This window comes from Metabacillus flavus, from assembly GCF_018283675.1.
GTDB classification, from domain to species: Bacteria; Bacillota; Bacilli; order Bacillales; family Bacillaceae; genus Metabacillus_B; species Metabacillus_B flavus.
Window position 1 is genome coordinate 3,068,891 of sequence record NZ_JAGVRK010000001.1, and the last position, 22,173, is coordinate 3,091,063.

Annotated in this window: 20 protein-coding genes, 1 tRNA gene and 1 pseudogene; 9 read left to right on the top strand and 13 right to left on the bottom strand. The window is 43.0% G+C overall.

Annotated elements, in window-relative coordinates:
- Positions 1-46: 46 nt before the first annotated feature.
- Positions 47-634 carry an energy-coupled thiamine transporter ThiT gene (thiT, locus tag J9317_RS15730; protein ID WP_211560147.1) on the top strand — a complete coding sequence of 196 codons (588 nt, stop codon included), beginning with the start codon at positions 47-49 and terminating at the stop codon, positions 632-634.
- A 3-nt stretch (positions 635-637) separates the two neighbouring features.
- Here thiT and J9317_RS15735 read toward each other — a convergent pair whose 3' ends face one another.
- Positions 638-1,276 carry a class D sortase gene (locus J9317_RS15735; RefSeq protein WP_211562431.1) on the bottom strand — a complete coding sequence of 213 codons (639 nt, stop codon included), beginning with the start codon at positions 1,274-1,276 and terminating at the stop codon, positions 638-640.
- A complete protein-coding gene (locus J9317_RS15740) occupies positions 1,276-2,448 on the bottom strand; it encodes a processed acidic surface protein (protein WP_211560149.1) in 1,173 nt (390 codons plus the stop codon). Before J9317_RS15740 ends, J9317_RS15735 begins: the two co-directional genes overlap by 1 nt.
- Positions 2,449-2,607: 159 nt before the next feature.
- On the opposite strand from J9317_RS15740, the gene J9317_RS15745 reads away from it, so the two are divergent.
- The gene (locus tag J9317_RS15745) at positions 2,608-2,799 is read left to right on the top strand and encodes a hypothetical protein (protein ID WP_211560151.1); all 192 of its coding nucleotides are present in this window, start codon (positions 2,608-2,610) and stop codon (positions 2,797-2,799) included.
- A 37-nt stretch (positions 2,800-2,836) separates the two neighbouring features.
- Here the strand turns inward: J9317_RS15745 and J9317_RS15750 are convergent, their stop codons facing one another.
- Positions 2,837-3,370, bottom strand: coding sequence for a GNAT family N-acetyltransferase (locus tag J9317_RS15750; RefSeq protein WP_211560153.1), 534 nt, complete (start codon positions 3,368-3,370; stop codon positions 2,837-2,839).
- Between the two features lie 57 nt (positions 3,371-3,427).
- Positions 3,428-4,357, bottom strand: coding sequence for a DMT family transporter (locus J9317_RS15755; protein WP_211560155.1), 930 nt, complete (start codon positions 4,355-4,357; stop codon positions 3,428-3,430).
- Between the two features lie 122 nt (positions 4,358-4,479).
- On the opposite strand from J9317_RS15755, the gene J9317_RS15760 reads away from it, so the two are divergent.
- Both J9317_RS15760 and J9317_RS15765 read left to right on the top strand, forming a co-directional pair.
- On the top strand, positions 4,480-6,099 hold the full coding sequence (locus J9317_RS15760) for an AMP-binding protein (protein ID WP_211560157.1): 1,620 nt from the start codon (positions 4,480-4,482) through the stop codon (positions 6,097-6,099).
- Between the two features lie 67 nt (positions 6,100-6,166).
- The gene (locus tag J9317_RS15765; protein WP_211560159.1) at positions 6,167-6,661 is read left to right on the top strand and encodes a DinB family protein; all 495 of its coding nucleotides are present in this window, start codon (positions 6,167-6,169) and stop codon (positions 6,659-6,661) included.
- Between the two features lie 40 nt (positions 6,662-6,701).
- Here J9317_RS15765 and J9317_RS15770 read toward each other — a convergent pair whose 3' ends face one another.
- Entirely contained in the window at positions 6,702-7,043 is a 342-nt protein-coding gene (locus tag J9317_RS15770; RefSeq protein ID WP_211560161.1) for a hypothetical protein, read from the bottom strand.
- 211 nt (positions 7,044-7,254) lie between these two features.
- Between J9317_RS15770 and J9317_RS15775 the strand changes: the two genes are divergently transcribed.
- Positions 7,255-7,327 (top strand) — tRNA-Ala (locus J9317_RS15775).
- Positions 7,328-7,468: 141 nt separating this feature from the next.
- Here the strand turns inward: J9317_RS15775 and J9317_RS15780 are convergent.
- Positions 7,469-8,449 carry a L,D-transpeptidase family protein gene (locus J9317_RS15780; protein WP_284143281.1) on the bottom strand — a complete coding sequence of 327 codons (981 nt, stop codon included), beginning with the start codon at positions 8,447-8,449 and terminating at the stop codon, positions 7,469-7,471.
- Between the two features lie 347 nt (positions 8,450-8,796).
- Between J9317_RS15780 and J9317_RS15785 the strand changes: the two genes are divergently transcribed.
- The 3 genes from J9317_RS15785 to J9317_RS15795 all read left to right on the top strand — a co-directional run bounded on the left by J9317_RS15785 (position 8,797) and on the right by J9317_RS15795 (position 12,445).
- Positions 8,797-8,982, top strand: a complete 186-nt coding sequence (locus J9317_RS15785) for a hypothetical protein (protein ID WP_211560165.1) — start codon at positions 8,797-8,799, stop codon at positions 8,980-8,982.
- A gap of 173 nt (positions 8,983-9,155) precedes the next feature.
- The gene (locus J9317_RS15790) at positions 9,156-11,549 is read left to right on the top strand and encodes a penicillin acylase family protein (RefSeq protein WP_211560167.1); all 2,394 of its coding nucleotides are present in this window, start codon (positions 9,156-9,158) and stop codon (positions 11,547-11,549) included.
- 182 nt (positions 11,550-11,731) lie between these two features.
- The gene (locus J9317_RS15795) at positions 11,732-12,445 is read left to right on the top strand and encodes an FTR1 family iron permease (protein ID WP_211560169.1); all 714 of its coding nucleotides are present in this window, start codon (positions 11,732-11,734) and stop codon (positions 12,443-12,445) included.
- A 68-nt stretch (positions 12,446-12,513) separates the two neighbouring features.
- Here the strand turns inward: J9317_RS15795 and J9317_RS15800 are convergent, their stop codons facing one another.
- The 4 genes from J9317_RS15800 to J9317_RS15815 form a co-directional block, all read right to left on the bottom strand.
- Entirely contained in the window at positions 12,514-12,897 is a 384-nt protein-coding gene (locus J9317_RS15800; RefSeq protein WP_211560171.1) for a VOC family protein, read from the bottom strand.
- 112 nt (positions 12,898-13,009) lie between these two features.
- Positions 13,010-14,395: a ferrous iron transporter B gene (locus J9317_RS15805; RefSeq protein WP_211560174.1), complete on the bottom strand. Its 1,386-nt coding sequence runs from the start codon at positions 14,393-14,395 to the stop codon at positions 13,010-13,012.
- Positions 14,373-15,089 carry a FeoB small GTPase domain-containing protein gene (locus J9317_RS15810; RefSeq protein WP_211560175.1) on the bottom strand — a complete coding sequence of 239 codons (717 nt, stop codon included), beginning with the start codon at positions 15,087-15,089 and terminating at the stop codon, positions 14,373-14,375. The genes J9317_RS15805 and J9317_RS15810 overlap by 23 nt, the downstream gene beginning before the upstream one ends.
- The gene (locus J9317_RS15815) at positions 15,082-15,333 is read right to left on the bottom strand and encodes a FeoA family protein (protein WP_211560178.1); all 252 of its coding nucleotides are present in this window, start codon (positions 15,331-15,333) and stop codon (positions 15,082-15,084) included. Before J9317_RS15815 ends, J9317_RS15810 begins: the two co-directional genes overlap by 8 nt.
- Before the next feature lie 635 nt (positions 15,334-15,968).
- On the opposite strand from J9317_RS15815, the gene J9317_RS15820 reads away from it, so the two are divergent.
- On the top strand, positions 15,969-18,011 hold the full coding sequence (locus J9317_RS15820; RefSeq protein WP_211560180.1) for a molybdopterin oxidoreductase family protein: 2,043 nt from the start codon (positions 15,969-15,971) through the stop codon (positions 18,009-18,011).
- A gap of 49 nt (positions 18,012-18,060) precedes the next feature.
- Here the strand turns inward: J9317_RS15820 and J9317_RS15825 are convergent, their stop codons facing one another.
- From J9317_RS15825 to fdhF, 3 genes and pseudogenes are all read right to left on the bottom strand, one after another.
- Positions 18,061-18,237, bottom strand: coding sequence for a hypothetical protein (locus J9317_RS15825; protein ID WP_197491623.1), 177 nt, complete (start codon positions 18,235-18,237; stop codon positions 18,061-18,063).
- A 358-nt stretch (positions 18,238-18,595) separates the two neighbouring features.
- Positions 18,596-19,132 carry a helical membrane plugin domain-containing protein gene (locus tag J9317_RS15830; protein ID WP_211560182.1) on the bottom strand — a complete coding sequence of 179 codons (537 nt, stop codon included), beginning with the start codon at positions 19,130-19,132 and terminating at the stop codon, positions 18,596-18,598.
- Positions 19,125-22,083 (bottom strand): annotated as a pseudogene (gene fdhF, locus J9317_RS15835) (formate dehydrogenase subunit alpha). Before fdhF ends, J9317_RS15830 begins: the two are co-directional and overlap by 8 nt.
- Between the last annotated feature and the right edge of the window lie 90 nt (positions 22,084-22,173).

Genomic DNA, 22,173 nt, shown 5'->3' on the forward strand with positions numbered 1-22,173 from the left:
CTTTTTTATTTTCTCCTTTTGGTCGATGCCTGTAAAAGGAGCCTATATGAAAAACCAAAAACTGCTATTCTTATCCGAAACAGCAATTTTAACTGCTCTGGCACTGTTGCTGGACATGCTTTCAAGTTTTTTCATCAAGATGCCTCAAGGCGGGTCACTGTCATTTGGAATGATTCCAATATTTATTATGTCCTTCAGGTGGGGTCTTAAAGGCGGATTGCTCACAGGCCTTCTGACCGGAATTCTCCAGCCAATTTTGGGACCTGCTTTTATCGTACATCCTGCCCAGGCTATTTTGGACTATCCGCTGCCTTTCATGCTTGCTGGTACGAGCGGCTTGTTTGCAGGATGGGTACACTCTGCATTGAAGCAAAATAAATGGAGCAGCCTGGCCGCTGTTATGGCGGCAACCTTGCTTGGTTCAGCTCTTCGGCTTGCTTCACACGTTTTATCCGGAATCGTCTTTTTTGGCTCGTACGCACCTAAGGGCACTCCCGTTTTCATTTACTCACTTGTGTACAATGCAACCTGGATGATCCCTACTTGGATAGTCGCTGCCCTTGCTATCTGGCTAGTCATTATGAATTCACCCGTGCTAATTAAAAGCAATGCAAAAAAAACCGCAAGCCATTGAGGCTTACGGTTTTTCTGTTTTAATGAGATTTGCGATTAAAACATAGCGTTCTGGAGCTGAACCAATAAAATCGAACGGATAGCATGTAGATACAGTTAGCGTCGCCCTTGGTTTAGGTACGATCACCGTACGGTCATTTTCATCTACGATGCGTACCTTGCGAACTTTATAAGTAAAAGTGCCAGCTGATGTTTTCACTACAAGCAGATCGTTCTCCCCTACTTTTCCAAGCTGTCTGAAGACGGTATCCCGGTGTCCTGATAAAACAGAGTTATCCTTTTCACCAGGAAGGACAGATTGAGCAAAATGCCCAACTCCTTTTTCGAGCTCGTCTTCATCCGTCCCATGGTAAATGGGCAGAACTGCCTCTAGTTTAGGGATGATCAATTCACCCATCCTCTCACCTTTTACCGGTCTTGTTTCGTATAAAGGTGAAGGTTTAGCGCCTTCTGTCTCACTTGCTTTAGCCGGCGCCGTTTTGATGACATGGTAATCCGCTTTCTGCTGTTCATAGAAAAAGTAAGCTTTTGCTAATTTAAACGCATTTGTACTAGTTAAGAAAACTCCGGCAGCAAACAGTATCACGGCACTAAAAAGAAGAAGCGTACGCTTCTTCTTTACTAATGGAAGGAAATGTTTCATCAAATAGATGCACGCAGCTTTCTTCTGATGAAAAAGGACACTGCAATTAAAAAAGCTCCTGCAATCATCCAGTTTGCATGGAATCCTGCTGTCTTAGGCATTTTAGCACCTTTAACCGTAGCTTCCGGTTTTTCAGTCTGATTTTTAATGGATGAAACTGTTTCAGAGGTTTTTACTAAGTCCTGACCCGTTTCTTTAATTAATTCCGATCCAATCATTTCAGAAGTTAAGGTCATATCCAAAATCAGTTTGTTATCCAAATCATAAAGCTCGACGAATAGGTCTGCGCCATCAACATCATTGAGACTCATCATAGTCTGCAAGGAGAGCTCTTTTTTAATGCCATCCTTGACTAGGTAGTATTTCGCCTGCAAATTAAGCAGATCCATCATTTCACCGTAGATGGAGATCATTTCTTGAACGTCTTTCTCAGAAAGCTCATCCACACTTTCAAAATCACCGATTGCCATCATTCTGTCGCCAAGCTGCATCAGCTGCGCATCAATGTATGGATTGTTTTGATACACTTTTTCGAAATGTGCAGCAAGACGCTCAAATTCTTCTTGTGTTAAACCAAGCTGATCAAATATTTCTTCAAAATCAGATTCCATATCCGGAAGTTCCATAAAATTATAGATTTCCTCATCAAGTTCTTCAATAGAATCGTAATCTTCCAAAACAAGTCCGTGCTCCTTCATAAACTGGTCAAACTCTTCACGGGAGGCAAAATCGTAGCTTTCCCAAAGTTCCTGAAGTGTAGCATCATTTATTTCTGTAGGAAAGTCCCCCGCAATTTGGATCGTTTCAAGCAAATAATTTTCAAAATAGAAAACATCCTGTACTTTTTCCCCATCGAATAAATCCCCGTTTTCAACAAGGAGGTCTGTTAATTGTTCTTCTGTTAATTGATATTTTGCAAGAATTTCTTTAAGAACATCATCAGTCACCCTTCTTCCAAGATGACTTCTTAAATCTTCTACATCCTCAAATTCATCAAACATTCTGTAATCAAAGTTCTCTAAGTATGTCTCAAGCTGGCCATGTGTCAGGTTAATTTCTTTTAAGTAGGCTTTATAGCTGCTGCTGTTTACGTCAATCTTGCCTGCAGCCAGTGCTGTGTGTGCAACGAGCAGCTGAAGCAGTACAAGACATGCCGCGAAATATTTTTTCACCGCAGTGTCCCCCTGTAATATTTGTAATCTAGAAAATTATATACTGAAATTTTTGTAATGTATAGCACAATATTTTATTGGAGGTTTATTAAATAGTTCTATTTTAGCTTGAAGATGAATCTACTAGAGTTATAGGAAGTAGCTTCGGGAGGCCAGGCAATGAGTCCAACCTTTTTCTTTATGTTAGGAAGCATGCTGTTATCTATCATTCATTTTCTAATCAGCTATAGGGAAGCCATTCGGGTAAGTAATGAGGAAGGACCTGTATTCGGATGGGGATTGGTATTTAATGTACCGCTTGCATTTCTGTTTGCCATACTGGCTAATTTGTTCCATCACCAGCTAAATTAGAAAGGCCTCCTGAAACGGAGGCCTTTCTAATCTGCTATTAAACTCTGTTGCCTTGCAGCAGCATGGATTTAAGCCGTTCAATATCCTTCCAGCCGAAAGCATATTCAATATGTTCCCGATTTCCAATTGAAAACGTTTCTTCGCCTATTAATTCAGGAAAATAGGATTCGTAAAATCCACGTGAAGGATTTTCACTGATTACCCAAACCATGACAGATTGGAAGCCTTTATCCATGAGATCATCAATCGAATTTAACAGCAGCGCACTGCCAATCCCTTTTCGCTGAACCTCATCCAGAAGATAGATGGCATATATTTCTCCATCAAATCCATGTTTTTCAGAACGCTCCTTGCCATAGCTTGAAAATCCTACGATTCTCCCCTCCTCGTCTTCGGCTATAATCAGGTGATTTAAATCGGCCTTTTCCCACTGGTTTACCTTTTCAGCATAAGTAAGAGAGTTCAAATAATCAGAATCAACGATATCGCGATAAGTGGTCCGCCAACTGTCCACGTGTACTTCTGCAATCCCTTTTATATCCTCTTTCTTTGCTTTTCTGATTTTATACATAATAATCCCCCTGCTCTATTCTATTGTTCACTATTCTCCTATACCCAATTTCTTTCCTTAATCATCCAAATTTCTATTAGAATGCTGAGCAGGAACTTTTTTCCCCCGGAAGCTTCTCTTTATATCCCCCGCCATAAATAGCAAAATCCCCGCAAAAATTACGGCACTTCCGGCTGCCTGAGTCAACATGATCTGCTCATTCAGCACATAATAGGCAAGGATGATTGCACCCGCTGGTTCAAATAGAATAGCGACTGAAATCGTATTCGTGCTGATCCATTTCAAAGCCCAATTAAACAAGGAATGACCCAGCAGATTAGGAAAAATGGCCAAAAGCAGAAGCCACATTAAATTTTCTCCGCTTCCTGGATCTAAACTATACGAAAATACTAAACAATAAAGCAGCAAAGTTCCCGCACTAATTCCGTAAACAAGAGTTGTATGCAAAATCAGCGAATGCCGCTTTCTTACTTCCTGCCCGAATAAAAGATAGGCTGTAACCATAAAACAAGCTGTTAAAGCCAGTAAATCTCCTGCCAGTGCCCATCCGCTGATTTGCAGGTCACCCCAGCTGATTATCAAGCTCCCTATTATCGCAATTGCTGCACTCCACACGGATTGCCGCGTTACCCGCTCTCCAAAAAGAAGGTAGGTTCCTGCAAATGCGAATAGAGGCTGAAGCGTCACAAGAACCACCGAGCTTGCAACGGATGTTAATTCGAGGGACTCAAACCATAAAATAAAATGAAAGGCGAGGAAAATTCCTGCCAGGGAAATATAGAGCCAGTCTTTCTTTTTCATTTCTTTTATGCCCGATCCCTTCGCCATGAGAAAAAAAGGCATCATTAATAGCACAGAAAAGAACATCCGGTAAAAAGCCGTAACAGGCGGCGGAGTGGTGGTCAGTTTGACCATTACTGCAGAGGCCGAGACAGAGAGCACCCCAATTAATAGTGCGATATAAGCATATGTTTTTTGTTTATTCATGTTGATCTCCTCACCCTACTAAACATCTGCAAAAAGGCGAGATTTGTAGAAGGATAATTTTTAAAATATTCTGTTAATATTGTATAATGAAAGCGTTAACTCTTGCGATATAAGGAGGCCCAATGAATTCTTTAAAGCAAATGACAATCGGGAAAATGTTTCAGGAAACCGTCCGGGAGTTTGGAAGCCATGAAGCCATTGTCTATTCTAAAGAAGAAATCCGCTACACCTATCAAGAATTTTACGAGGAAACCGCAAAAATTGCAAAAGCTCTTATAGGAATCGGTATTAAAAAAGGGGACCATATCGCAGTTTGGGCAACGAACGTTCCGGAGTGGCTCCTTCTGCAATTTGCTACGGCAAGGATGGGCGCTGTTCTTGTAACGGTTAATACGAGCTACCAGGTTCACGAGCTTGAATATTTATTACAACAGTCCGATTCAGCTGCTTTATTTTTAATTGACGGCTACAAGGGAACCTCCTATACAGAGATGATCCAGTCAATTACCAGCCGAACCAATCATCCTCTTACCAAGCTAAAACACCAAATCTACATAGGCAGTGATCAGTGTCCTGAAGGGATGACTAGCTGGAATAAATTCCTAATGCATGCAGCTGCTGTTTCAGATGCAGAATTGGAACAAAGGGAATGCGAGCTTGATCAGCATGATGCAATTAATATGCAGTACACTTCCGGAACGACAGGCTTTCCAAAAGGAGTTATGCTTAGCCATCATAACATTGTTAATAACGGCTATTTAATCGCAAGCTCCATGAAACTGACAAATCAGGACAGGCTTTGCATTCCCGTACCGTTCTTCCATTGTTTTGGCTGTGTATTGAGTACGATGGCTGCTGTTACAGTTGGAGCTTGCATGGTCCCAACAATAGAATTCAGCCCTGACCTTGTGCTTGAAACGGTGGAAAGGGAACGCTGCACCGGCTTACAGGGTGTTCCTACCATGTTTATTGCCGAACTTTCACTTGATTCTTTTCCATCATATGATTTATCCTCTCTCCGGACAGGGATTATGGCAGGATCTCCTTGTCCGATCGAAGTGATGAAAAAAGTGATGGACCAGATGGGAATGAATGAAATTACAATTTGCTACGGACAAACGGAGGCATCTCCTGTCATTACTCAAACAACTGTAGATGACTCTATTGAAAGAAAAGTAGAAACAGTCGGGAAACCTCATCCGCATGTTGAAGTTAAAATTATCGATCCTGTATCCGGGAAGGAAATGGCACCAAATGAACAGGGAGAACTGTGTACGAGAGGCTATCACGTTATGAAGGGTTATTATAAAATGCCGGAAGCGACCAGCGAAGCAATCGATGCTGACGGGTGGCTGCATACAGGTGATCTCGCTGCGATGGATGAAGAGGGCTACGTTAAAATTACCGGCCGCCTTAAGGATATGATTATAAGGGGCGGAGAGAACATTTATCCCCGGGAGATTGAAGAGTTTCTATATCGGCACCCTGATATTGTAGATGTCCAGGTTATTGGGGTGCCCGATGAAAAATACGGAGAGAGAACGGCTGCCTGTATCCGAGTCAGGGAAGGAGCTGACCTGACGATGCAGCATATTCAGGAATACTGTGAAGGGCAAATCGCATTTTATAAAATTCCTGAATACTGCTTTATCATGGATGAGTATCCTATGACTGCATCAGGAAAAATCCAGAAATTCAAACTGCGGGAACAGGCACTGGACTGGGTTAAAGAGAGAGTTTAGATGAAGTGCATGAAGGGACTTCATGCATAGGTTTTGATATGATGGACGTGAAGAGGAGGAATCGGCCATGTATGAACATATGAAAAAAGTGCGAGAAGAATTGCTTAATACACTCAATGAAGTATCCAATGAGGAATTTAACAAAAAACCTTCTTCTGACGGATGGAGCGTTGGGCAGGTTGTGGACCACCTTCAAAAAATGGAGAAAATCGTACTGGAAAGCCTCAAAAAATCCATACATCATGCAGAGGATAAGACGGTTGAAGAAAAACAGCTTGAGATTGTAACGGACCGGTCCCGTAAGGTTCCAGCACCTGACTATGTTGTGCCAAGTCCTGTACCAATTGACCGGGTTGAGGTAATAACTGCACTCGAAGAAGCTAGACGAGATCTGATAAATTTCACTGAACTGCTTGCCAAAGATTTCGACCTTACTTCAAGGGCTCTTAAACACCCTGTCTTAGGAGAACTATCCATTAAACAATGGGTTGAATTTGTGGGGTACCATGAGGAGCGCCATCTTCTGCAGATTAAAGAAGCAAAAGAAATAATTGGTGCTTAACCAGCGTTCCGCAGCCGGCCTTAATCAGCCCGGCTGCTTGTTATTTTTGGATAAGTTTCACGTCACCCGTTACACGGTTGACTGAATACGTAACATTTTCATTTCCTGATGCAGTCGTGCCGTCCTCAAACCAAGAGGCACTGCAAATGTATCCATTCTTTGTTTCAACGAGGAATTTAGCTCCGGCTTCCCCTTTTCCGCTCCGTTCGAGAAAATCTACAACCAGAAGAAGTGCTTCATCCTTTGTCACTTCCTGATCAGCCATTACTTCATGCTGGATAGGAGATTTGAACCCGGCCGCATTAATTAATTCATCACCGAAAAATTCATAAATCAAAAACAGAGCCAGCCCTAATCCGAGCACTGCCTGCGCCACTTTCATGCTGATTGCCTCCCGCCTTTCTATCTAAAAGTATTATCGGTTCATTTCGCTTCTGAATAAAGTGATTTTATGTAAATTGATTGTAAATATTAGGTCTTTTTGCACCTTTTATCTTTTTGCAAATTTATTTTTAAATAATTATAAAACAATATTGACTTTTTTCGAAAAATCGTTATGATTTATATTATGCACTAACGCATAAAAATATTACGGGGGCTTAGCTCAGCTGGGAGAGCGTTTGGCTGGCAGCCAAAAGGTCAGCGGTTCGATCCCGCTAGTCTCCATCTAAAAACACCCTTGCGGATGCAAGGGTGTTTTTCTGTTTTCTGGCAGCAGCTCATGGGCATGACCGTTCATTTTCCGTATTTCCGTATGAAATCGTATTTTAGCTATCGTGCTTGCTCATTCCACTATTGTTTTGCAGCTTACTTTAAAATGGCTTTTTTCGTTGCTGGTCCCACTATCCCATCAGCTGTGAGACGGCTGGCCTTTTGAAAGGCTAATACTGCTTTTTCAGTGTTTGGACCGAATACTCCGTCAGTACCCTTTGTATTGTATCCCAGAGCAGTAAGCTTTTGCTGCAGCTCTTTTACTGCAGGGCCTTTGCTGCCTTTTTTTAATGTTCCGCTGTTCGCAAGCGTAGATCCGGGCTGCGGTGTACTTGATCCATTTAACGCATTCCATGTCGCGGGACCAGCAATTCCATCAGCAGTAAGCCCCTTGCTCTTCTGGAAAGCACGTACCGCTTTGTCAGTAGCTGAACCAAAAACACCGTCAATGCCGCCGGTGCTGAATCCAAGATCCGTTAATTTGCGCTGAAGCTCTGCTACTGCATCTCCTCTGCTTCCTTTCTTAAGCGTATCTCCGCTGTTACCTGAATTCCCGCCTGGCTTAACATTATATCCATAAGATTTGGCAATCGAATCGAATGATTTTCCTGAGCTTATGATAATCACTGCCGTATTGATAGGCACTTGACTATAAAGCCATTCAACCTCGTTATCATACATCCTGACACAGCCGCTGCTAACATATCCTCCAATTGAGCTTGGATTATTGTTACCGTGTATCCCATATGTCGAACCCGATGTTCCTCGCGCATTCAAACCCATCCATCTATTACCGAGCGGGTTTCTAGGATCGCCTCCAGGAATATTTCCTTTATAATAAGGTCTGTTTACGATTTTCTGAACAATCTTGAATTTCCCCTCAGGTGTAAGCGACTGGCTTCTCCCTGTTCCAACCTTGAACACTCGTTTCAGCTTGCTGTTTTCGTAATAAGCAAGCTTGTTTGACGACTTATTAATGATGATAAACTTGGTTGCTGCTGCAGATGCATCCGGTATACCTGCAAAAGAGAACAGAAGAAATACACTGCAAAACAAAATAAGCCATTTCTTAAGCAAAAACCTCAACCCCCGGTTCGATTTTTTCAAACATTTATATCTATGCATGGGCTGAGTAGAGAAGTTCCATTTTTACCAATTTAAAATGTGAAATGGTAAAAAACAGATATTTCGAGGAATATACTGTCGTTATTTCTATAATCATTGCTTTCCACATGAGATTTTGATGATAAATGAAGATAAATTTTTGCTTGTTTTAAGGAGGAAAACAGCCGGTTTTCTCAAAATAATAAGTAAAGCTTTTATGTTTTGGAAAGGTGCTGGGCTCCTGCAGGAACAGCATGACAAGATAGCCTGCGAAGAACAGAGTTTATCAGCGCGAAAAACTTAAAAAGGTGGTTAATGACATGATTCAAGAATTTACTTTACAGCAAATTGCAGAAGGTCTTCCTAAATCTGTATTGAATGCTTCGGATAGAGATTTAGAAGGTTTCCAAAAAATTATTGAAGAAACGATTAAACTTAGAGAAGGACATAAAAACCTGCAAAAGATGATAAAGAGCTATTCCACTTCTGTGATCCAGCGATCTTAAGTCTTCAATTATCTGCCTTTTCATAAGGCTTTTTTCTTTTTCCTCTGACTTTGCTAACTCCTTGACATTTTTACTGAATTTTCTATTTTTCATAAAAATACTTCGTGCTAACCCTCCCTAATTACTATATAAATGAATTATAGATATATAAAAATTAGAAGGGGGCACTGGCGATGCAAGCAAATACTCCATTGGAAATAAAGAAAAAGCGGCCGATAAAAAAATGGCTTCTTATAAGCCTATCGATTATGGCATTGGTTCTGATTTCAGCTGGTATTTTTGTAAACGTTTACACAAATAAAAGTCTGCCTAAGCTATCCGGTGAAACAGCGATTGCGGGGCTTACAAAAGAAGCTACTGTTATAAGGGATCAAGAGGGCGTTCCTCATATAAAAGCCGGAAGCGAAAAAGACTTGTACATGGCTCAAGGTTATACACAGGCCCAAGACCGGCTTTTCCAGATGGATTTAAGCCGAAGACAAGCATCAGGAATGCTTAGTGAAGTAGTTGGAGAAGCCACCATTGACCGGGATAAATTTTTCAGGACTCTTGGATTAAAGCGGGCAGCAAAAGCGTCCCTATCTGCTTATGATCAAGAGTCTCTCCAAGTTCTTCAATGGTTTGCTGATGGGGTTAATGCTTATATAAAGGAGGCAAAAAAAGAAGGAAAACTTCCATTGGAATTCACTCTTCTTGGATATGAACCTTCCGAGTGGACTCCTCTTGACTCCCTGACAATCGGCAAATACATGGCGTTTGATTTAGGAGGCCATTGGCAGGGACAGGCGTTTCGTTATTGGGCGATGGATCATCTTTCAAAAGAAGAGGCCATTGAGCTCTTTCCGAGTTATCCAAAGGATGCTTCTGCTATCCTTTCCAGCTATGAAAATATAAAGCTTGATATTCAGGATACGTTTGCAAGCGCCGTCTTTCCAAGGGAATTCAACGGAAGCAACAACTGGGCAGTGAGCGGCAAGAAAACTGTATCAGGCAAGCCTCTATTAGCTGATGATCCCCATCTTGGGCTGGCCACACCATCCATCTGGTACCAGATGCATCTCACCTCTCCTTCTCAGAATGTGAGCGGGGTCATTTTTGCAGGTGTTCCTGGAATCATTCTGGGACATAATGAAAAAATTGCATGGGGCGTGACGAATACCGGCCCCGACGTACAGGATTTATACATTGAGAAACGGAGTCCGCAGGATGATTCAAAGTTCCTCCATAACGGAAAATGGGAACAAGCGAAGCTGATAAAAGAACCCATCGCCGTTAAAGGCAAAAAAACGATTCCCTACGAGGTGACGGAAACGAGACACGGGCCTGTCATCTCAGAGTTTGCATTAGATAAGAAAAAAGATACGGTTCTTGCCATGAAATGGACAGCCTTGATGCCAAGCACAGAGCTGCAGGCTGTTCTCAACATGAACCGTGCTCAAGATTGGGATGAATTCGAAAAGGCATTGGAAGGGTTCCACGTTCCAACTCAAAATTTCGTTTTTGCCGGACAGGATGGAACAATCGCTTACAAAGCAAACGGGAAAATTCCTATCCGCAAAAAAGGTGACGGACTGCTTCCTGTTCCAGGCTGGACAGATGATTATGAGTGGACCGGCTTCATTCCATGGGATCAGCTCCCGCGGAGTGTTAATCCTGATAATGGCTTTCTTGCAACAGCCAACAACAAAGTCATCAATGACCGTTATCCATACCATATCAGCCATCACTGGGCACAGCCTTATCGGTATATGAGGATTGAGGAGTATTTGACAAGCAAAGAAAAGCTGACTGCTAATGACATGAAAAAACTTCAGATGGATCAGAAGAATCTTTATGCGAGAGAATTTGTTCCTTCTTTCCTTAAAGTGCTTAAAGAACAAAAACTCACGGCTCCGGAAAAAGAAGCCCTCTCCCTTCTTGAGAACTGGAATTACGAGGATGATCCGGAATACGGTGCTCCTCTCGTCTTCCATTTATGGATGAAAGAACTTCCAAGGGTTCTGTTTGCGGAGAAAATCCCGAAGGAAATGGATGAACTATTTGAGGGAAAACAGCAGGCAGTCGATGAATTGCTGCGAAAAGCTCTTAATGGAAAGAAATCGGTTTGGATCGACAACAAAGGAGGAATCGAAAAAGTCCTGCATTCCTCCTTGAAAAATGTCCTAGCCGCTATCCAAGATCAATACGGCAACGATCCTTCAGCATGGAAATGGGGTGAGTATCATCAGGTTTATTTCGCCCACCCCCTCTCCTCTGCTTCACCTGTCCTTGAGTGGGTTTTCAACAGGCAAAAGCCCATCCCTGCCGGAGGAAGCCAAGTAACGGTTCAAGCTGCTGCTTATGAAGAGGATGGAGTCGTTGATCATGGTGCTCCATGGCGTTTCGTAGCTGACCTTTCCGATTTGTCAAAGGCTTATCACAATAATAGTCCTGGCCAGTCAGGGCATTTCCGGAGTGAATGGTACAGCAATCAGCTGAAAAACTGGGTGGAAGGAACGTATCATAAAACCTCCCTGACAAGCTACGGTGAAAAAAAATTCGTACTGAAGCTGGAACCGGGAAAATAATTGTTGGTGTCGTCATGCATCTTGTAGAAGTGATGCATGACTTTTTTTAAAAACCAGCCGATAAACCCAATCTCAATAAGAATACCCAACTATTCTCCTAAAATCATATTGACATTGAAATTCATTCTCACTATTATATAAATGAGAATGAATTTCATTATAATTTACGGGGGATGGCATATATGTGGTCGAGTTTATTTCTTGCATTACGCGAAGGGCTGGAAGCAGCACTCATTATCGGAATTATTTTAATACATACAACCAGAATTAATCGGCAGGATCTCAAATCATCTGTCTATCTTGGAGCAGGTATCGGATTGATTGTCAGCATAATCGGCGGACTGATCGTTTTTTCCGGCGCTCAGGAGATGGAAGGCTCTTCTGAAGAACTGTTCGAAGGAATAATGATGCTGGCAGCGTCCGGACTCATCGCTTACTTTATTTTATGGCTGCACCGGAACAGCGAGGTAAGTAATTCGGTTACGTCTAAAGTTTCTTCCAATGCATCGAAAATCAGTTTGTTTATTTTGGCTTTTCTTTCCGTATTTAGAGAGGGCCTCGAGCTGATGATTTTTAATCTTACCCAGATCTCACATCACGCAGGATTGATTGCTGCAGGAAATATCCTTGGGATTGTACTTGCTGTGGCCATCACGATTGTACTATTTAAAACAGCGGTGAAACTAAACTTATCTATCCTATTCAAAGTACTCGGTGTCGCTCTGATTTTCCTTGGAGCCGAAATGTTTGGAGAAAGCCTTTTGAAATTTTATGAGGACGGCGGAGAATTATTGGAGAAAGCAGGCTTTGCCCTATTTATGATTCCTTCTCTTTACATCCTTTTGAAGGATGATATAAAAAGAATGAGAGTAACCCGCAAGCAGGCGGACGTGTAAAATAAAAACCACCAATCACAGATCGATTATTGAAAAACAGCCGGGTCTCCCCGGCTGTTTTCTTTCCTTTAGCAATTGGCAATCATGATTACATTTCCGTCAGGATCCTGTATATTGAACCAGGCTGTTTCTCCCGCCCATTCCAGTTCTCTTACAATCTTTATTTCTTTGTTTTTCACAAAAGCATAAGCCTCCTCTATTTCAGGAGCATAGAGATTGAAAATCGGATTCCCGCTTATGCTTTCTTTAAATTGGGAATCAAAGCTGTGATCATCCAAGGTGAGAGAGGTTGTTCCATTGATAGGAATGTTGCAGACTGGCGAATGAACTTTGTCCAAATCTGCTTTCTGCCCGAGCAGGTCATAATACCATTTTACAGAAACCTTTAAATTCTTTACATGAACAAATACACCATTCATTTGGTTTTTAATAGGGACTGCTGCAGCTTTCATTTTCCATCCTCCTCCGCATATTTTAATACCATTTTATTCCTTTATTTTCCCAAAAGAAAGAAGCAAAAATCCTTAATTTAAAGTATCTTTGCTTCATTCTAATCATTACTCCTTACACCCATCCAAACAGCCAAGCCGCCTGGGCAAGAATGAATGTTACAGCGATGGCTATAACGGTTGGGATGATAAAGGACATGAACGTCCATTTTTTGCTTTTTGTTTCCTTATATATATTGACCAGCGTCGTGCCGCACGGGAAGTGAAGAAGCGAGAACAGCATCATGTTTAAAGCCGTAAGCCACGTCCACCCGTGATCAAGAAAAATTTGCTTTAAATCCATCAGATTATCCACTTCCGTTAAAGATCCGGTCGAGAGATATCCCATCAAAAGAACGGGCAAAACGATTTCATTCGCCGGCAACCCGATAAGGAATGCTGCTAAAATGTACCCATCCATTCCTAGCATTTTGCCGAAAGGATCGAGGAAGTTAACGAAGTACATCAGAATACTTGTGTCCCCGATAAATACATTTGCAAGAATCCATGTAAGCATGGCTGCCGGTGCCGCAATTTTCACCGCTCTCATCAGGACCGAAATAGAACGGGTTAACGAAGCCCGGATCACGGTATCCCAAACTTTTGGTTTTCGGTATGGCGGAAGTTCCAGGGTGTAATGAGTCGGAACGCCTTTCAAAGCAGTTTTTGATAAAACAAAGGAAACGAAAAAGGTAACGATAATTCCAAATAAGACGATTCCAACAATGACAGCTGTTGTGACAAGTGAAGCCCAGCCTCCTGTAAACCCAGCTGCCATGAATAGGGAAGATAGGATAATGAGCGTTCCCCAGCGCCCGTTACATGGCACAAAGTTATTCGTTAAGATCGCGAGCATCCGCTCTCTTGGAGATTCAATAATTCTTGTTGACATCATGGCAGCGGCGTTGCATCCGAATCCCATAGCCATCGTCAATGACTGCTTCCCATGTGCTCCAACCTGCTTGAAAATACGGTCCATGTTAAAGGCTACACGCGGCAGGTATCCGAAGTTTTCAAGAAGGGCGAACACCGGAAAGAAAATTGCCATCGGAGGCAGCATCACACTGATTACCCAAGTCGTTCCCCTAAACAGACCAAGGACCAATATTCCATAAAGCCACTCAGGCGCTCCCATCCACTGAAAGAAAATCGTTAAATACCCTTCAATCCAGCTGAAGAATTCACCAAGCATGGAGGATGGCACATTGGCTCCTGCAATCGTTAAATAAAAAACTGCCCCGAGCATGATCAGCATGATTGGGAACCCAAAAATCGGCGATGTCAGAACGGCATCCAGTTTTTCAGTCCGAACATCTTCTTTTGTTTTACTAAAGGTAACGGTTCGGGCACAAAGCTCTTTACTTTTTTCATGAAGACTCTGAACAATCTCATCGCGTATCTCAGCAGACGAAATGTCTCGTGCCTCGTTTAATACTTTGTCAAACTGGATACTTAAGTCCACGTGTCTGTTCCTCCTTTTGAGCCATACGGCCTTTTATTTCATCCAAAAGGGATTCATCTCCATCCAGTAATCTTAAGGCAACCCATCTTGCAGAGAGGTCATCGTCAATGAGCGGACGGACAAGCGGTTCGATTTTGCTGATTTTTTCCTCAATAACCGTATGATAGCTAATCAGGGCCGGCTGACATTGTATGATCCCTTTGACAAGCCGGTCCATCGTATCAAACAGCAGAGGGAATCCCGTTTTATTGCGTGCTGATATTTTTACAACCGGCACTCCGAGTCTTCTTGTAAGCTGCTGCTCATTAATACTGATGCCCCGCTTCGCCGCTTCATCAATTAAATTGACGCAAACAATAACGTTAGTTGTCATTTCAAGCACTTGAAGAGCGAGATTCATATTCCGTTCAAGCGATGTTGCATCCAGTACCACTAATGTAATATCCGGTTTTTCAAAGACGATGTAATTCCGCGCAACTTCTTCATCCTTTGAATTTGAGAAAAGAGAATAGGTCCCGGGTAGATCAATCAGCTTATACGTTTCGCCCTTATGCTGCATCGTTCCCTCTGCCATATCAACGGTTTTTCCAGCCCAGTTTCCTGTGTGCTGCTTCAGACCGGTCAAAGCGTTGAACAGGGTGCTTTTCCCGGTATTGGGATTGCCGGCTAATGCGACTCTGTACACATTACTCATGAGTGATCAACTCCCCTTCAATTCTCATACTCTCTTCTTTTCGCAGGGCAATCGTCGTTTGGCTGACTCGAAAGGCAATGGGATCTCCAAGAGGACTCCTGCGGATTACTTTTACCACTGCTCCAGGGACAAAACCTAAATCAAGGAGTCTTCTGCGCATAACTCCTTCAAAGGAAAGTGAAGTAATTTTTAAGGTATCCCCATTATTCGCTTGGTATAGACAAACTGTTTTAGTATTGGTCATTTATTTTTCACCCTAACTAGTTTTTTTACCATACGCAACTTTTCTTTTATCATATGATTCTATTGTTAAAATGTCAATTGGCATTCCTCAATGTTTATAAAAATCCCCTGCTGATGGCAGGAGGATTACTGCTAAACTATTCGCTTATAAGCTGAAGAAATGAAACAATTTAATTCCTGATGCCGTTCCATCCACAAGCAAAAAAAAATTATTGAGGTGGAAAAAATGAATAAATGGCTTAAAGCATCAACTGCTTCCGTATTAGCTCTCGGCATCGTCCCTATGACAAGTACTAGGAATCTATACCCTGAATTGTCAGTAAATTACGATTCAGTACCATTAAAATAGTGAACGCGGGAGTAAACCGCCCGTAATGGCCGATTAGTTCAACTAACCGTCAGGAGAACCCGCCTGACGGAAGTTTCACTTTATCCCGCCGTAACGGGCAGTACGGGGCACGTTTTAAGGATTTCCTTGAAAATATGCTGGTGGACGCTTTTTCAATTAACTGCCCGTAACGGCCCGATTGGTTCAACTAACCGTCAGGAGAACCCGCCTGACGGAAGTTTCACTTTATCCCCTATCCAATTTCGTTTAAGATTAGGGATAACAATTAATGCCAGGGGGGAAATGTCATGCTATCTTATACTGAACAGCCTGACGGAGTCTTTAAATCTGTTTGCTCATTGGATTGTCCGGATCAGTGCGGCTTGCTTTTGCATAAAGAGAACGGAAAGATTGTGAAGGTTGAAGGGGATCCTGATCATCCTGTAACGAAGGGGAGCATATGCAACAAAGTGAGGCATATGACAGAACGTCTTTATGACCCGAAACGCCTTGCCTATCCAATGAAAAGGGTGGGACCTAAAGGAGAGGGCCGGTTTGAGAGGATTACGTGGGATGAAGCGATTGAAACCATTAAATCCCGATGGATGAAGCTGATTGAAAGAGATGGGCCCGAGAGCATTCTCCCCTACAGCTTTTACGGAAACATGGGGCTTCTCTCATCGGAAGGAATCGACCGCCGGTTTTTCCATCAGCTTGGAGCGAGTTTGCTGAATCGTGCCATTTGTTCTGTAGCGGGTTCCTTCGGCTACAAATACACAATGGGCGGCAGCTTCGGGATTGATCCGGAGGAAACGATTCACTCTAAATTGATTATTTTCTGGGGAATCAATGCAGTGAGCACGAACATGCATCAAGTGACACTCGCACAAAAAGCTAGGAAGAATGGCGCTAAGATTGTAGTGATCGATGTTCACAGGAATCAGACCGGCCGCTTGGCAGACTGGTTTATTCCGATTCTTCCCGGGACTGACAGCGCCCTTGCGCTCGGTATGATGCATATTCTTTTTAAGGAAAATTACACGGATGAAGCTTTTCTGGAGAAATATTCAGTCGGATATGAAGAATTAAGAGAACATGTCATTCAATATGATCCGGAGACCGTTTCGGCCATAACGGGCGTTCCGGTTAAAGATTTATATACGTTATCCAGAATGTACGGAGAAACCTCCCCCTCTTTTATCAGAATCGGAAATGGGATTCAGCACCATGATAACGGGGGGATGAATGTTCGAACGATCGCATGTCTTCCCGCTCTTACCGGACAGTGGATGAAAAAAGGCGGTGGTGCAATCAAAGGGAATTCGGGCTATTTGCAGCATGACAGTGAAGCACTGAAACGAACGGATTTGCTGAGGAATAAAAGCACACGTGTCATTAATATGAATGAGATTGGGCGCGCCCTTCTTGAACTGGAACCGCCGGTAAAATCAATGTTCGTTTACAATAGCAACCCTGCTGTCGTTGCTCCGGAAGGAAATAAAGTTCGGAAAGGGCTTGCCAGGGAAGACTTATTTACTGTCGTTCATGATTTGTTTTTGACAGAAACTGCTGCCTACGCAGACCTTGTCCTGCCTGCCACATCTTCGTTTGAGAATACGGATTTTTATACTTCCTATTGGCATCACTTCATGCAAATCCAAAAGCCTGTCATCGAAAAGTTCGGTGAATCCAAATCAAATGTTGAGCTTTTCCGCATGCTTGCAAAAGCGTTTGGAATGGATCCCGCTCTATTTGATGTTTCAGAAGAGGAATTAATCCGGCAGGCGGTAGATCAATCAGATAATCCATATATACATGGGATCAGCTATGATGAACTTTCAAAACACGATTATGTGAAAGCCGATGTAAAACCGCTGTTTCCGGGTAAACTCCCTACGCCAAGCGGAAAAATCGAGCTTTATTCCGAGCAAATGAATTCCCATGGTTATCCTGCACTTCCGACTTACTCCCCTCTGGTTGAGGACGGGGATTTTCCTTTCTTATTTGTTCCAGGCCCAAACCACAATTTCTTGAATTCAACCTTTAGCAATAATGAAAAACATACAGCCCTTGAAAAGCAGCCTCGTTTGTTTATGAACGATGAGGATGCCGCACGGCTTGGAATTAAGGATGGGGATCTTGCGAGAGTATGGAATGACCGCGGAGAATGTGAACTGACTGCTGCAGTTGGGAATACCGTACTGCCAAGTGTTTTAGTTACTCAAGGTTTGTGGGCTGACACCCCTGGAACAAAACAGCTTGTAAATTCCCTCACTCCCGACCGGCTTGCCGATATGGGTGGAGGCGCCGTTTTCTTTTCCGGAAGAGTAAATCTTGAGAAAAAAGGTTAATCAAAAAAACAGGCCTCCTAGTAAGCAAGGGGCCTGTTTTAATGCGTTCTTATTCCGGCTTCTGCAGTTCCTCTTCAAAATAAAAGGTACTGGGATTTTCGTTCACAATGTACGAAAACTTTTTCATATGTTTGACGTATTGGCATTTTGCAATCGTCACGGGTTCTTTCGTTTTCTTAATAATGGCCCTCTCACCAGAGTGAAACAGGTTGTTTGAGTTTTTCAAAAGGACACTCCCTCTCTATAGCAATTATACCATATAATATTCGTTCTAATTCCTGTATATAGGGATTGCAAAAATTCTCCTTTTTTAAAGCGCTTTCTCTGGATGATGGACCTGATTCTTTTTTATGCTGCAGATGTTTAACCGGATCAGCAGCGAGATGACAAGCGCTTAGATAAAGGCTCCTGTGAATAGATAGAGAGTAATCGAATAGCTTTCTGTCAGCTCTCTTATATTCGATACAAGCAGCAAGGCCGGCTGCCGCCCAGGCAGTCGAAATATACCCGTGAATGGCCCCCAGCTGTTTCGTCCCAAAAAAAGGACAGGCACACTCCCGCCATGTACCTGTCCTCTGAACCTATTATCCATTTTCTCCCAGGTCCACCCTTTCGCCGGCTTCCTGCTGCTTGTTTTTTTCCATATGCTCGGTCTCCTCACCAACACCTTTTAAAAATGTCAGCAGCAATGTCACTGCTCTGTTAATTTCAGGGTCTTTCAGTGAGCGGACAACGTCTAAATAACCGGTTTTATGATCTGTATCCTTTTTTTTCGCTACCCTTTCGACCCCTTTGTTCAGTTTGATCAAAAGGGGTTCAAGCTGCTGCACATTAATGGTGCCAAGGACACCAAGCATAAGCAGCATGTTTTTAAGTGCGTTTGTATTCTCTGGTTTATCGAGTGCCTTCACCAGGACGTGCAGCACTTTATCTCCCTGGCCGAATAAACCGTTTAAAAGAGACAATATCCCTCGATCCTGGATGTGCTGCATAAGCTGCAGAGATTCCAGAATGGCTGTTTTATTGGAGACTAATGCATCTTCCACTTCACGCAAATCCTTTTTCCGCTGATCCTCTTCACTAATCTCAAGCTTTTTGATTTTAGTGGTTGCATTAGCCATTATGGTTTCGCTCCTTTTTTCACTAAATCTCCCGGGAATACATAATCCTTCCGGGCCCATTTTCTTTGAACTTCCACCCCGGTTTGAGGCTTCGGATTGCCGTTCCGGTGGTTCACCCTCGGCAGCGGATCGATTCCTTCTGCTTCGAGGACTTCAAGCTTCGCTTTTACTTCTTTATAAGCTGGAGTATCCGTATCTTTGTCCGCATAGCTGCTTGTCAGCAGATTGATGGCAGCTTCCCCGCTGTCGTTCATAGGGAGATATACTTCCTTGCCGCGAACTCTGTCTGTTATATGCGCCTGTACTTTAACCTGACCGTAAGGGGTAATGAGCCGGACTAAAGATCCGGTTTTTATGCCTTTCTCCTCCGCTAATGCTGCAGATACTTCAAGGAAGGTCCTTGGAGTTTTTCCTGTAATTCCTTTTGATTTATAAGTCATGTTCCCTTCATGGAAGTGCTCAAGAAGACGGCCATTATTCACATGAACATCATATTCAGATTCGCAGGAGAGCGGATGAGTCCACTCAAGAGGTACAAGCCTTGCCTTTCCATCAGGGAATGGGAATCCATCCGTGAAAAGAAGCGGTGTATCTTTTCCATCTTCTGCAACAGGCCATTGAAGGCTATTGTATCCTTCTAAACGGTCATAGGTTACTCCCGCAAACAGGGGTGCTAGCTGGACAGCTTCGGCCATAATTTCACTCGGGTGATTATATGTCCATTCTGCGCCCAGTCTATTTGCGATCTCCATAATAATTTTCCAGTCCGGCTTAGAATCTCCAAGGGGTTCAAGCACCTGGTAAAGACGCTGTATTCTGCGCTCTGTATTCGTAAACGTCCCTTCTTTTTCAAGACTGGGGCTTGCAGGAAGAACAACGTCAGCAAATTGTGCGGTACGGGTAAAGAAAATATCCTGTACAACAAAGAAGTCCAGCTTTTCGTATGCTGCCTGCACATAATTGATGTTGGAGTCGACGATTCCCATTTCTTCGCCTTTGACATACATCGCCTTCAGGTTTCCGTCATGGATAGCAGCAATCATTTCATGGTTATTCAATCCGGGTTCAGCTGGCAGGTCGACTCCCCAAGCCTTTTCATATTTGCTGCGGACCGATGGATCTGTCACCTTTTCATAGGATGGGAAACGATCCGGCATGCTTCCAAAATCACTTGCCCCCTGTACATTGTTATGTCCGCGCAGCGGGTAGGATCCAGCTCCCGGCTTCCCATAGTTTCCGGTAATTAACAGGAGGTTAGAGATAGCCGTACTTGTATCGCTTCCTCCTAGATGCTGAGTAACTCCCATTGCCCACAAAGCACAAACCGTTTTTGCTTCGTGAATCATTTCCGCTATATTGATTAAATCGGCTATGCTGATACCTGTAGCTTCGGCGGCATATTCCATTGTGTAGGGTTCAAGACTTCTAACATAATCCTTCAAGCCATTTACCTTGTTTGTTAAAAAGGTTTCATCAGCCCAGCCCTGATCGACGATATATTTAGTCACAGCAGACAGCCATACTAAATCAGAACCTGGATTAGGTTTTACAAATAAATCGGAACGCTCAGCCATTTCATGTTTTCTTAAGTCGGCAACAATTAATTTTTGGTCATGAAGCTTGTGGGACCGCTTCACTCTTGTGGATAAAACGGGATGGGATTCAGACGTATTGGAGCCTATAACCAGTACCAGGTCAGACATTTCAATATCCTTAATGCCTCCTGAATCTCCTCCATGGCCCACCGTTCTAAACAATCCCATCGTAGCAGGGGTTTGGCAATATCTTGAACAGTTGTCAATGTTGTTGGTTCCAATGACTGCTCTTCCAAGCTTCTGCATTAAATAAGACTCTTCATTTGTACATTTTGAAGAGCTGATAAAACTTAGAGCGCCAGGGCCGTGCTCGTTTTTAATTTCTGTAAACTTGCCAGCAATCAATGCTAGAGCTTCTTCCCATTCTGCTTCTCGGAATCCGTCTCCTTCACGGATCAGCGGCTTCGTCAGCCGCTCTTCGCTGTTAACGAAATCCCAGCCGAATTTGCCTTTAACACAAGTAGAAATTCCGTTAGCAGGCGCTTCAGCCTGAGGCTCTACCTTTAAAATATCCCGGCCCTTTGTCCAGATGTCAAAGCTGCATCCTACTCCGCAATACGTACAGACCGTTTTTGTTTTCTTAATTCTCTCCTCACGCATTGCAGACTCCATATCCGATATGGTTAAGATCGATCCGTAGCCTGTTTCAACATTTTTCGTAATCTCAATCATTGGGCGAAGGGTTTCTTTTTGGATATCCGTCATATATCCCGCTTCGCCTTCCATTCCTTTTTCCATCATGGCGTTGCATGGACATACCGTGGAGCAATGTCCGCAGGAAACACAGGAAGATTCATTGATGGGAACATCATTGTCCCAGATAACACGCGGTTTCTCCCGTTCCCAATCAATTGTGAGCGTTTCTGTTACCTGAACATTCTGACACGCTTCTACACACCGGCCGCATAGAATGCACTGATCAGGGTCGTATCGGTAAAATGGATGGGAATGATCAACAGGGTAAGGCTTTTGAGCAAAAGGAGTGCTTTGATGATTGATCTTCATTTCTTTAACTGTATTATGTACTTCACATCCGCCGTTGTTGTAATCACAAACCGTACAGTAGAGCTCGTGATTTTTCAATATTCGGTCCATGGCGATAATCTGTGCTTCTTTTACAGGTTTGGAGTCCGTATCAACCTTGTCACCATCTTTAAGGGTTGCAGAACAGGATCTTACGAATTCTCCATTCACCTTCACCAAACATGTATCACATGTTTCGATTGCACCAAGACTCGGATGATAGCAAACGTTCGGAATCTCAATCGAAGAAGCCGACAAAAGCTCAAGAATCGTCTGCTCTTCACTCGCTACTGCATCGATCCCGTTTATTTTCACATTAAATGTTTCCGGCAATTTCTCCTCTTCCTCTCTGCTGAAAAAATTTAGAAAAAAAGAACTTCTATCATTTTTCTTTCCCCAACCCATTAGAAATAAACTGAATTT